Here is a 12666-nt window from a genome sequence, read left to right as displayed (position 1 = left end):
GTAAATTTAAATTATTTTTACAAATAAAAATATTGTTTATGGAAATTGTATATATGAAAAATTGGCACGTCAATTGCATAAAAGAAAGTGAGAGGTTTAGGGAAAGGAGGAGTATATTGTGAGGCACTGCGACGTTTTAATTATAGGTGGTGGAATAATAGGGTGTTCTATCGCTTATTACACTTCAAAATACGGAAGAGACGTAACAATCATTGAAAAAGGGGAATTTGTCAGCGGGACGTCTTCACGGTGTGATGGGAATATTTTGGCCATTGATAAAGACCCAGGATTTGATAGTCAAATGTCTTTAGTAAGTCAAAAATTAGTAACTGATTTAAGTGAAGAATTAGAGCATTCATTTGAATATAGGGCACCAGGAAGTATTCTCGTATGTGAGTCAGACGAAGAGATGGAAGCTGCGCAGCAATGGGTAAATCGGCAAAAAGAAGCTGGATTACCGTTTCGAATGCTTGATAGGCAAGATATAAGGGAAGAGTCGCCTTTTTTTGCTGAGGATTTATTAGGCGGTTTAGAATGTGCGACGGATTCAACTGTGAATCCATATCTCCTTGCTTTCTCGCTTCTGTCAGAGGCACAAAAGTTTGGCGCAAAAGCTTTTAAGCAGACGGAAGTAAAGAGTATGGAAATAGAGACGGATGGTTCATTTGTTGTAGAAACTACGAATGGAACTTTTACAGCACAACAAGTTGTAAATGCAGCCGGTGTGTGGGCTCCTAAGATTGGTCAGATGTTAAATATAAATATACCAATTGAACCGAGAAAAGGGCATATTATTGTAGCTTCAAGGCAACAACACGTAGGATGCCGTAAAGTAATGGAATTCGGTTATTTAATTTCTAAATTTGGCGGAAAACGAAAAGTAGATGCTTTAACTGAAAAATACGGGGTTGCGCTCGTATTTGAGCCTACTGAAAGTCAAAATTTCTTAATTGGTAGTAGTCGTGAATTTGTAGGATTTCATACGAGGATAAATAATGAAGTCATTAAATGTATCGCAAATAGAGCAATTCGCTTTTATCCGAAAATGGCAGATATGATGGTAATTCGTTCTTACGCTGGTTTACGTCCGTGGACAGAAGATCATTTACCGATTATTTCACGAGTGGAACATATTCCGAATTATTTCATTGCCGCTGGACATGAAGGTGATGGGATTAGTCTTGCAGCAGTTACTGGAAAAGTAATTGAAGAGTTATTAAATGAAAAAGAGACAATTATTCCTATTGAACCACTTCGTTTGAGTCGTTTTACAGAAAGGGTGTTAAACAGATGAGGTCACAAAGAGTCTTTACGACGATTGATACACATACGGGCGGGAATCCAACGAGGACATTAATTAGTGGACTTCCAAAGTTGATTGGAGAGACGATGGCAGAGAAGATGTTACATATGAAAAAGGAGTATGATTGGATTCGAAAATTGTTAATGAATGAACCGCGTGGTCATGATGTAATGTCAGGAGCATTATTAACAGACCCGTGTCATCCTGAGGCTGATATAGGTGTTATATACATAGAGACAGGTGGATATTTACCGATGTGTGGTCACGATACAATCGGTGTATGTACAGCGTTAGTTGAATCAGGTTTAATTCCGGTAGTTGAACCGATTACTTCTTTAAAACTAGATACACCGGCTGGCTTAGTGGAAGTAGATATTGCTGTTCAAGATGGAAAAGCAAAAGAAGTATCTTTCTGTAACATACCAGCTTTTTTATTGAAAAATATTACTGTACAAGTGAAAGACATTGGGACTATAGAGGCTGATATTGCGTATGGAGGGAATTTTTATGCCATTATTGATGCGAAGTCAGTAGGCCTAAAATTAATACCAGAAAATGCATCTACAATCATCGATAAGGCGATTCATATAAGAAACACAATTAATGAGAAGTTTGAAATCATTCATCCAGAGTATTCGTTTATTAGAGGATTAACACATGTTGAATTTTATACAGATGCTACTCATGAATGTGCGCATGTGAAAAATACAGTTGTTGTACCACCAGGCGGAATAGATCGATCCCCATGCGGTACAGGAACATCTGCGAAGCTAGCTGTATTATACGCTCAGAAAGAAATCAAAATTGGTGAAGAGTTCATTCATGAGAGTATCGTTGGTTCTTTATTTAAAGGATATGTCGTGAATACGACACATGTTGAAAATATTGAAGCTGTCATAACGAAAATTACGGGATCAGCTTGGCTTATGGGTATGCATAAATTTTTTTACAATGAAATGGATCCACTCAAAGAAGGATTTTTGCTAATTCCGCCGATGGAACATGAAACGGAGGATATAAAATGAACATTCAAAAAATGTATACAGCAGTAGACGTACATGTAAATGGCGAGGCATTTCGTGTAATGAAAGACGTACCGTGCAAATACTACTACAGTTTGGAGCAATTAAATGAACAATTTTCAGGTGAATTAGCAGAAGAGATGAAGCTTTTATTAAATGAACCACGTGGTTTTATCGGTTTGAATGGGTGTATTGTCGTTCCATCTATCCATAATGAAGTGGATGCAGCTGTATTATTTTTTAATCATGAAGGTTCGATTCCGCTTCATTATGGGGGCATTGTTGCGGTAATAACGATGTTACTCGAAAGTGGGTATTTAAAAAAGAGAGAGTCCAATCAATACAAAATTGAAACGTTATCTGGAATATTTTTAGTTCATGCGTATGTAGAGAATGATGAAGTTATATCTGTTTCGTTTGAAAGCAAACTTTGCTATTTGATTGAGGAAAATTTACAGGTTGGTAATGTAAGTTATTCTCTCATACAAGCAGATAAAGTATATGCAGTTGTAGAAAAAGGTGCGTATTCGCCAGAAATTCGTGTTGAAAACATTTCAGAATTGAAAAGATGGGGAGAAGCTACACTGCAGGCTATACAAAAACAGTCGCTAATAAAAAGGCTTATTTTAGTAGATCCTTCGCAAAATGAAAAGAACCATATAAAGTCGATTACATTTCATGAAGATAACTTTATCGTACGTTCGCCAGGTTTTGTTTCTACTATCGTTTCCTATGTTCATGCATTATTTAAAAATGATTATATGGCGGATAAACCTTTTAAAAATGAAAGTATATTTAATAGTTTTATAACTGTGGAAAAAGTGAAGAAGGAGGAACTAGGATACATTTTCCGTTTTGAAAGTAGAGGATTTATTACAGGGATGCAGACGTTTCTATTAGACCCTACGGATCCGTTTCCAGCAGGATTCTTATTAAAATAAAATGTGATAGGGAGAGATAAATATGCAAAAAATTAAAGGGGCATTTCCAGTATTAATAACACCGATGGATGAATTTCAGGAAATTAATTGGGATGGGGTAAAACAAAATGTAAATTACTTTATCGAACAAAAGGTTGCAGGTATTATCATTAATGGAAGTACAGGAGAGTTTGTAAGTTTATCAAAAGAAGAACGATTTAAAATGGTAGAAACTGTGTTGAAAGAAATTGATGGCCGTATTCCAGTCATTGTTGGAACTGCAGCAGAGACCACAAAAGAAACAATTGAATATACGAAACATGCAGAAGCGCACGGAGCGGATTGTGCATTAATTATAAACTCTTACTATTGTAAACCGAAGGAAGAGGAGATTTATTTTCATTTTAAAGAAATCTCAAACTCTGTAAATATACCAATTATGCTATACAATAACCCATTTACTTCTGGTGTCGATATGAGTACAGAGCTAATGCTCCGTATTGGAAAAGAGTGTGAAAATGTTACACATATTAAAGAATCTAGCGGAGATATTCGAAAAGCAAGAGATTTAGTAAGACAAAGTGAAGGGGCTTTCCAAGTCTTCTGTGGTTCTGAAGATTTAGTTATGGAATCATATTTAGTTGGTGCCTCGGGATGGGTTTCAGTAGCAGGAAATATCGTTCCCGGTCTCGTTACAAAAATGTATGAGCATTTTCAAAATGGTGAATTAGAAAAGGCGTGGGAAATAAACGATGCTATTTTACCACTTTGCGAGTTTCTTGAAGGATCAGGGAAATATGTTCAAATCGTTAAACGTTCTATGGAATTACATGGGCAAGCCGGAGGACCTTCTCGCTATCCAAGACTAGGGTTAACTGCTGACGAAGATCAAAAGCTTCAAATGATTTTATCAAATATTGCAGCTCATGCAGCTGTTTAAATAAGGAGGAGAACATAATGTTAAAGACAAATATTGAGCTGAAACCAAAAGTGGAAGCGTTCTTAAATGAAGAAATTAAAATGTTTATTAATGGCGAATTTGTTTCTGCTATTGGCGGAAAGACGTTTGAAACGTATAATCCGGCTACAGAAGATGTTCTAGCTGTCGTATGTGAAGCGCAAGAAGAGGATATTGATGCTGCAGTAAAAGCGGCAAGATCTGCATTTGAATCTGGTCCGTGGGCAGAAATGACTACTGCTGAAAGAGCGCATCTTATTTATAAATTAGCAGATTTAATTGAAGAACATAGAGAAGAATTAGCGCAACTAGAAGCTTTAGATAATGGAAAGCCATATCAAGTAGCACTTGATGATGATATTTCAGCGACTGTAGAAAATTATCGTTATTACGCAGGATGGGCTACAAAAATTATTGGGCAAACCATACCAATTTCAAAAGATTACTTAAATTACACGAGACATGAACCTGTGGGTGTTGTAGGTCAGATTATTCCGTGGAATTTTCCGCTCGTTATGTCTTCTTGGAAAATGGGAGCTGCACTGGCGACAGGTTGTACGATCGTATTAAAGCCAGCAGAGCAAACGCCTTTATCTTTACTGTATACAGCGAAACTCTTTAAAGAGGCTGGATTTCCAAACGGTGTTGTAAACTTTGTACCAGGATTTGGTCCTGAAGCAGGGACGGCAATTGTAAATCACCATGACATTGATAAAGTTGCTTTTACAGGATCTACTGTTACTGGAAAGTATATTATGCGTCAGTCTGCAGAAATGATTAAGCATGTAACGTTAGAGCTTGGCGGAAAATCACCAAATATCATTTTAGAAGATGCGGACTTGGAAGAAGCAATTAATGGTGCATTCCAAGGTATTATGTATAATCACGGTCAAAATTGTAGCGCAGGATCACGTGTGTTTGTTCATCGTAAACATTATGAAACTGTAGTGGATGCACTTGTGAAAATGGCGAACAACGTAAAACTTGGAGCAGGTATGGATAAAGAAACGGAAATGGGTCCACTCGTATCTAAGAAACAACAAGAGCGTGTGTCACATTACATTGAGCAAGGGAAGAAAGAAGGTGCTACAGTTGCGGCTGGTGGTGAACGTGCGCTTGAAAAAGGTTATTTCGTTAAGCCAACTGTATTCACAGACGTTACAGACGATATGACAATCGTTAAGGAAGAAATATTTGGACCAGTTGTTGTTGTACTTCCATTTGATTCGACAGAAGAAGTAATTGAACGAGCGAACAACTCATCCTATGGCCTTGCTGCGGGTGTATGGACGCAAAATATCAAAACGGGTCATCAAGTGGCAAATAAATTAAAAGCAGGAACAGTATGGATTAATGATTATAACTTAGAAAATGCAGCTGCACCATTTGGTGGATACAAACAATCTGGTATTGGCCGCGAATTAGGTTCATATGCGCTTGACAATTATACAGAAGTGAAAAGTGTTTGGGTAAATATAAAGTAATAGGGCGTTTTACTGACAAAAATTGAGGGATGAAATAATGAAAGATGCGGACAACTAGAAAGTTTGATAATAGTTGTCCGTTTTCTTATATACAAAATTGCTTTTTAAAAAAATGATAAGGGGGATTTGGATGGAGAATTTAGTAGAATGGTTAGTAGGGCAAGTGTGGAGTATCGGTTTAGTTGTTTTTGCATTAGGGGCAGGCGTATATTTCACGATTGCAACACGCTTTTTGCAAATTCGTTATTTTAAAGAGATGATTAAACTATTATTTGAAGGAAAGAGTTCAGAGACGGGGATATCATCTTTTCAGGCATTTTGTTTAGCCTTATCAGGAAGAGTTGGAATTGGTAATATTGCAGGGGTAGCGACAGCAATTGCTTTCGGCGGGCCTGGAGCTGTATTTTGGATGTGGGTAATGGCTTTGTTAGGGGCAGCGAGTGCGTTTGTTGAATCAACATTATCTCAAGTATACAAAAGTAAAGTAGGGAATGAATATCGCGGCGGTACTCCATATTTCATTGAGAAAGGTTTAAAAATGAAATGGTTTGCAGTCATTGTAGCGGTAGTTGTAACACTTTCATATGGCATGTTATTACCAGGTATTCAATCTAGTAGTATCGCAGTTGGATTCGAAAACTCTAATGGTATTAACAAATATATAACTGGTATATTTTTAGTCGTGTTACTAGCAGCAATTATTTTTGGTGGTGTAAAGAGAATTGCTGGCGTTTCTCAAATGCTTGTTCCATTTATGGCAATTGGTTATGTAATTGTTACATGTATCATATTAATTGCGAATGTAACGGAGATTCCAAGTATGTTTGCTTTAATTTTCTCTAGCGCATTTGGTGTAAATGAAATGTTTGGTGGAATTGTTGGTGCAGCTATTGCATGGGGTGTAAAACGCGCTGTATTTTCAAACGTTGCTGGTGTCGGAGAAGCAACGTATAGTTCGGCTGCTGCTGAAGTATCGCATCCTGCAAAACAAGGATTAGTTCAAGCGTTTTCCGTATATATCGATACAATTGTCGTATGTACAGCGACAGCTCTTATGATATTAATTACAGGTATGTATAATGTTATACCTGAAGGGAAAAGCGCTATTGTAAAAAACATAGGAAATGTGGAAGCAGGTCCAATTTATACGCAACAAGCAGTTGAAACTGTGATGACAGGGTTTGGTCCAATATTTATTTCAATTGCAATTTTCTTTTTTGCATTTACAACGTTACTCGCTTATTACTATATTGCTGAAACGACACTTACTTATTTAGATCGTCAATTGAAGTATGGCTGGTTAAAACCAGTTTTAAAATTTGGATTTTTAATTATGGTTTACATCGGTAGTGTTGAATCAGCGTCGCTTTTATGGAATCTCGGAGATTTAGGAATCGGTAGTATGGCATGGTTAAACTTAATCGCGATTCTATTATTAAGTAAAATCGCATTAAAAGTGTTAAAAGACTATGAAACGCAGAAAAAAGAAGGGAAAGATCCAGTATTTAATCCTAAAAATGTGGGGATTGAAGGATTAACATTTTGGGAAGAAAGAAGTAAAGAGGTTGAAAGAAAAAGTTCTAGAGAAAAAGTTATTGTAGATGATAATTTAAAATTATAACGTAAATTAACTGAAAATTCTTAATTTAAAAGAAGGTATATTGCCTCCATTTCATCGCATACTACAATAGGTATGGATAATATGACTGGAGGGAATAAGATGGAACATGAGCAACATAGTTCGATAAATGATATTCTACATCATTATAAAGAAGGTATAGGTAGTTTTACAAATCAAATTCCTGAAATCGCTGAGACATATAATGCGTTCACGCAAGCTTGTTTTCAAGAGGGTGCTTTAACAAAAAGAGAAAAACAACTTATTGCATTAGGAATTAGTTTAGCAACGCAAGATGAGTATTGTACAATTTATCATACAAAAGGTTGTCTTGATCAAGGATGTTCGGATAAAGAGATTCTGGAAGCATGTGGTGTTTCAGCAGCATTTGCTGGCGGAGCTGCGATGAGTCAAGCGGTAACTTTAGTGCAAGAGTGTTTAACAGAACTGAAAAATCAAAAGCATTGAATAAAAAAACGTTTTAAACTTTATGTTTAAAACGTTTTTTATGTGAAATTAAATTTGAGTATAAAAATTATCTAGGATGGGTTCAATTTATGGTTATACAATAATGGGAGAATTTTAAATTTAGTAGGAATGAGAAATAACAACTATTTAATCTTAAGGTTTTGTAAAAAGCTTCAATTGCTTCATATAGTCAATGGCTTTTGTTTTATTTTTCTGTTTAGAAACATAATGTGCCTCATTAAAATCTCTATAGTAACTGTTAACTACTTCTTCAGAAAGAGCACCGTCAGAGATAGCTCTTTTAACCGCGCAGTTTGGTTCATTTGTATGTGAACAGTTAGAAAATTTACATCTCATAGAAATCTCTTTTATATCTTCATATCCAAAATCAAAATTCATCTCAAGGTTTATCAAGTCAAATCCTATTTTACTAATAAGAAATCCCTCCACTTTTGAAAGAGTTTTTTAGAAACATACATACAAATTTTATCGTTTTCAATTTGTATGCAATTTAATATTCTATATCTTCATAAATAGATTTTTCTACATCAGGAAGAACTGTGTATATACTCTTACCGATTAAAGATTCTAATTCTTTCTTAATCGCATAAAACCCTTTCCAATGTAAAGATGTATGAGATGTTGTACCATGACGCAAACCAACAGAAATTAATCTTCTTTCCAGCGTAGTAAAGCCATCCGCATCAGCAAGAGCGTCACAAAGAGTAATTACTTTATTGTATAAATCGTAGTTACAATGTTCATTTAATATTTCAACTAACCGGCTTCTCATATGGTCAGGAACGAGACTCCACTCCGCTGCGATATTTATATGTTCATTTTTGCATGGGAATGAGTGTGTCACACAAATAACAGCGTTTCCTGTATACCCTAAATCATTCATATACATATAACCATCATAGGAATGAATAACCGATTTGGTAAAACCTTTGTATCTTCCGATATCATGCAAAAGGGCAGCATTATATGCTATGTCAGCATCTAGCTTGTACCCTTTTTTTATAAGTTCTATAATTATGTTTTCAGTTGCATGAGCAACATGTAGTGAATGTTCAAACCAAGGGCCCGGGTTTTGTTCATATGCCCATTCGAGTAATTCTTTTGCGTACGTTCTATCTAATATATATTTCATATCGTTATCCTTTCACAAAAAATCATATCTTTCTATAAATTCATCTTATTATTTCATTATTCCTTCTTTAAAAATTGTTACAATGAAACAAAAGGGGGAAAAGTAATGCGAAATTTAGTAATTGAAGAAATTAAGCAACTAGAAAATGATATGGAAGAACTTTCGAAACTTTTAAAAATGGTTGTAAATGATGGGGCATCAATTGGTTTTTTGCCTCCACTGGAACAAAAAGACGCAACAAAGTATTGGCGAACAGTATTAGCGCCAGAAGTGATATTGTATGTGGCTAAAATAAACAACGAAGTAGCAGGGAGTATTCAATTACAATTAGTTACTAAGCCTAACGGAATTCATAGAGCCGAGATTTGCAAATTAATGACTCATCCAAACTTTAGACGTAACGGTATTGGACGATCGCTTATGCAAAAAGCAGAGGAACGAGCAAAGCAAGAAAACAGGTCTCTTTTAGTATTAGATACTAGAGAAGGAGATCCTTCCAATAAACTGTACAAATTACTAGACTACCAAGAAGTTGGAACAATACCAGGGTATGCAATTTCTCCGAATGGTAAGGTTAGATGCTACGGTTATTTATTATAAAAACATTTAAGGTATAATCAAACGGGGGGAGTGCTTAATTATTAGTAAGTGAATAATAAACAACTATTTTTAACACAGTCTATATTTTTCTGGCGGTGTTAAAATAGTTAATTATAATCTAATTAACGCACTAAATGAATTTGAGAAAGTTTTTAGAGGGTTCTTTTAGTAATGATTCTCGTCTTATAATAAATGTAGAGAAGATGACTAGCCAACTATAGTTATTTTCGCTTTATTATCGGAAGGGGATGAAAGTATGAAAAAGAATAGTTTACAAAAGATGAAGAAAGTTATTTTAAGTGGTGGAGTATTACTTACGGGATTATTAACATTTGGATTTTCAGAAAAGGCTTCAGCTCATGGATATGTAGAATCACCAGCGAGCCGATCTTATTTATGTAAGCAAGGGGTAAATGTAAATTGTGGACCGATTCAATATGAACCACAAAGCGTAGAAGGGATAGGTGGATTTCCGCAACTAGGACCTTCTGATGGACAAATTGCAGGGGCTGGTCATTTTCCCGCTTTAGATGTTCAAACTGTAGATAGGTGGAAGAAAGTTACGTTAAATGGCGGGACGAATACATTCAAGTGGAAACTAACGGCTCCTCATAGTACAAAAGAGTGGAAATATTATATTACGAAAAAAGGTTGGAATCCAAATAAACCTTTAACGCGATCAGATTTAGATTTAGTGCCATTCTATGTGAAAAATGACGGTGGAGCTAGACCAGGGACAACAGTAACGCACGAAGCAAATGTACCAACTGACCGTAGTGGATACCATCTTATTTTAGCTGTTTGGGAAATTGCAGACACTGGAAATGCGTTTTATCAAGTTATAGATGTAAACCTTTTGAATAATGGCTTATCCTCAAATTTCGCTTTTAACAATGTAGTGCAAGCTCCTACACTATTTTAATTGAAACATACATTTCGATCATCTAATTCATTTTAGATGATTTTTTTATGAAAATGATGAAAAATATAGAAGAAAGTGCAATTATTTATAAAAAAATATGCTTTAAATATTGTCATATTTGCTTCTTTAAGATATCCTTTTCATGAAGAGGTGGAAAACATGGAAAAAGTACTAGTTTTCGGGCATAAAAACCCAGATACAGATGCAATTTGTTCTGCAATTGCTTATGCAGAATTGAAAAAAGAATTAGGAATGAATGCTGAGCCTGTACGTTTAGGCGAAATCAGCGGTGAAACTCAATTTGCGTTAGACTATTTTAAAGTAGAAGGACCGCGTTTTGTTGAGACAGTAGCAAGCGAAGTGGACAACGTTATTTTAGTTGACCATAACGAGCGTCAACAAAGTGCTAACGATATCGAATCAGTTCGTGTGTTAGAAGTTATTGACCATCACCGTATTGCTAACTTTGAAACAAGCGATCCTATATACTATCGTTGTGAGCCAGTTGGCTGTACAGCTACAATCTTAAACAAAATGTACAAAGAAAATGGCGTAACAATTCGTAAAGAAGTTGCAGGTTTAATGTTATCTGCAATCATTTCAGATTCTTTACTATTCAAATCTCCAACTTGCACAGAACAAGACGTAGCAGCTGCTCGTGAATTAGCGCAAATCGCTGGTGTAGATGCAGATAACTACGGCTTAGAAATGTTAAAAGCTGGTGCTGACTTAAGCGGAAAAACAATGGAGCAATTAATCTCTCTTGACGCTAAAGAATTCCAAATGGGTAATGCGAAAGTTGAAATCGCACAAGTAAACGCTGTTGATACAAACGACGTTCTTGTACACCAAGCGGAACTTGAAAAAGTAATCTCTGCAGTAGTAGAAGAAAAAGGTTTAGACCTATTCTTATTCGTTGTAACTGATATCTTAACTAACGATTCTGTCGGTCTTGCGATCGGTAAAGCAGCAAACGTTGTTGAGAAAGCATACAACGTATCACTAGAAAACAATACAGCTACTTTAAAAGGTGTTGTATCTCGTAAAAAACAAATCGTACCAGTATTAACAGAAGCATTCCAAGCTTAATCGTATTGCGTACAGATGAACAGTAAGGACAAGTAGTCAGATTGGCTACTTGTCCTTTTTTATCTCTAAAAAACAGAAAATTAAAAACGGGAGGATTGTGTATGTTTAATGATTTGGAGAGTAAATTACAGTCACTTTTAGAACGAAATATTACGTCGGTTTCAGAATTAGAGAGCTGGCTCTCGGAGGGGCTACGTTTAAACGCTGAAATACAGAAGTTGCGTTTGACTTTTTAGAAGAAAGGATATAAAGTACTGCAAGGGTCATTCTAAATTTGATTAACGAATTAAAATAAGGATAGCGTTAGCTATCCTTATAATCGTTTATTCGTAAGATTTTTTCTTGTTTATATAAAATGTAATTATGGCAGTAATGAAGAAAATAGGTATCGCATACACTTGCCCAACAAATAACTTCCAGCCGACATAATTATAGCCTTCAGATGCTGGGATGATAACGGAAATAACGCAAACAATAAAATAGACTAATAGTGCAGGGATAATATTTTTCATTTTTATGGACCTCCTTTCTAATTTAATTAATAAATTATAATATTGCAATTTAGTTATAATAATTTGAAGAAAAAAATGCAAAAATTTTTATGGTATTATAATATTTGCAATGAGAGTGATCCATAGTACATATATGGTAAAATGTGTAATTTAAACTTTTCAGAATTATTATATAGTATTTTGAGAGAAAAATGTACAAAATAACGAATTTTATTTACCAAAGAGGGTGTTGCAAAACTCATAAATATCCAAAAATGAATGCATAAAAAAATCCGTTTTCCTGGAAAAATGATAGTAACCGAAACTATCTCCAGAAAGGACGGATTTACTAGTATGATAACCAAATTTGATGAAAATCAATCCATTTTACAGATTTTATTTGCATACGTAGACAGTTTAACTATTGAAGGCGTTCCGCCTGTGACAGGTCGCCCACCAATCTGTAGAAAAGCCTTACTGAAATGCTTTTTCTTGAAAACTGTATTTCAAATTGACTCTTTACGCAAATTAACACGTTTTTTGCATCAATATCCTTCATTTCGTGTATCTTGTGGTTTATATTTCGTTCCTCACGTTTCTACTTTTTCACGTGTAGGTACTTGGTTTCGTGAAAAGGG

The 12666-nt window shown here is 35.3% G+C and carries 13 protein-coding genes and 1 pseudogene; 11 read left to right on the top strand and 3 right to left on the bottom strand.

The annotated features are described in order from the left end of the window. The first annotated feature begins 118 nt into the window (after window positions 1-118). The 7 genes from V6946_RS14855 to V6946_RS14825 all read left to right on the top strand — a co-directional run bounded on the left by V6946_RS14855 (window position 119) and on the right by V6946_RS14825 (window position 7773). Window positions 119-1294 carry an FAD-binding oxidoreductase gene (locus V6946_RS14855; RefSeq protein WP_001215265.1) on the top strand — a complete coding sequence of 392 codons (1176 nt, stop codon included), beginning with the start codon at window positions 119-121 and terminating at the stop codon, window positions 1292-1294. Further along, the gene (locus V6946_RS14850) at window positions 1291-2328 is read left to right on the top strand and encodes a proline racemase family protein (protein WP_366981914.1); all 1038 of its coding nucleotides are present in this window, start codon (window positions 1291-1293) and stop codon (window positions 2326-2328) included. Before V6946_RS14855 ends, V6946_RS14850 begins: the two co-directional genes overlap by 4 nt. Continuing rightward, window positions 2325-3266 (top strand): proline racemase family protein, encoded by a 942-nt coding sequence (locus V6946_RS14845; protein WP_006920612.1) that lies wholly within the window; start codon window positions 2325-2327, stop codon window positions 3264-3266. The genes V6946_RS14850 and V6946_RS14845 overlap by 4 nt, the downstream gene beginning before the upstream one ends. Before the next feature lie 22 nt (window positions 3267-3288). Continuing rightward, on the top strand, window positions 3289-4185 hold the full coding sequence (gene dapA / locus V6946_RS14840; RefSeq protein WP_001169448.1) for a 4-hydroxy-tetrahydrodipicolinate synthase: 897 nt from the start codon (window positions 3289-3291) through the stop codon (window positions 4183-4185). A gap of 17 nt (window positions 4186-4202) precedes the next feature. Continuing rightward, window positions 4203-5687, top strand: coding sequence for an aldehyde dehydrogenase family protein (locus V6946_RS14835; protein ID WP_366981915.1), 1485 nt, complete (start codon window positions 4203-4205; stop codon window positions 5685-5687). 130 nt (window positions 5688-5817) lie between these two features. Next, entirely contained in the window at window positions 5818-7308 is a 1491-nt protein-coding gene (locus V6946_RS14830; RefSeq protein ID WP_006920613.1) for a sodium:alanine symporter family protein, read from the top strand. A 72-nt stretch (window positions 7309-7380) separates the two neighbouring features. Continuing rightward, complete coding sequence (locus V6946_RS14825; RefSeq protein ID WP_001999958.1) at window positions 7381-7773, top strand: carboxymuconolactone decarboxylase family protein; 393 nt, start codon at window positions 7381-7383, stop codon at window positions 7771-7773. Window positions 7774-7926: 153 nt separating this feature from the next. On the opposite strand, the gene V6946_RS14820 is transcribed toward V6946_RS14825, so the two are convergent. After that, a complete protein-coding gene (locus tag V6946_RS14820; RefSeq protein WP_080120270.1) occupies window positions 7927-8223 on the bottom strand; it encodes a hypothetical protein in 297 nt (98 codons plus the stop codon). A 61-nt stretch (window positions 8224-8284) separates the two neighbouring features. Next, entirely contained in the window at window positions 8285-8926 is a 642-nt protein-coding gene (locus V6946_RS14815; protein WP_006920616.1) for an HD domain-containing protein, read from the bottom strand. A gap of 105 nt (window positions 8927-9031) precedes the next feature. On the opposite strand from V6946_RS14815, the pseudogene V6946_RS14810 reads away from it, so the two are divergent. The 3 genes and pseudogenes from V6946_RS14810 to ppaC all read left to right on the top strand — a co-directional run bounded on the left by V6946_RS14810 (window position 9032) and on the right by ppaC (window position 11537). Then, window positions 9032-9536: pseudogene (locus tag V6946_RS14810) on the top strand (N-acetyltransferase family protein). 246 nt (window positions 9537-9782) lie between these two features. After that, window positions 9783-10448: a lytic polysaccharide monooxygenase gene (locus tag V6946_RS14805; protein WP_000742279.1), complete on the top strand. Its 666-nt coding sequence runs from the start codon at window positions 9783-9785 to the stop codon at window positions 10446-10448. A 159-nt stretch (window positions 10449-10607) separates the two neighbouring features. Then, the gene (gene ppaC / locus V6946_RS14800; protein ID WP_000416873.1) at window positions 10608-11537 is read left to right on the top strand and encodes a manganese-dependent inorganic pyrophosphatase; all 930 of its coding nucleotides are present in this window, start codon (window positions 10608-10610) and stop codon (window positions 11535-11537) included. Between the two features lie 323 nt (window positions 11538-11860). Here the strand turns inward: ppaC and V6946_RS14795 are convergent, their stop codons facing one another. Further along, complete coding sequence (locus V6946_RS14795) at window positions 11861-12049, bottom strand: DUF4017 family protein (RefSeq protein WP_000789485.1); 189 nt, start codon at window positions 12047-12049, stop codon at window positions 11861-11863. 333 nt (window positions 12050-12382) lie between these two features. On the opposite strand from V6946_RS14795, the gene V6946_RS14790 reads away from it, so the two are divergent. Continuing rightward, a partial coding sequence (locus V6946_RS14790) for a transposase (RefSeq protein ID WP_406622057.1) occupies window positions 12383-12666 on the top strand: 284 nt, incomplete at its 3' end.

Source organism: Bacillus sp. PPSBB_2, assembly GCF_045291115.1.
In the GTDB taxonomy this organism is placed as follows: Bacteria; Bacillota; Bacilli; order Bacillales; family Bacillaceae_G; genus Bacillus_A; species Bacillus_A cereus.
Note: the sequence above shows the minus strand (reverse complement) of the source record. Positions and strands in the feature narration are given on the sequence as shown.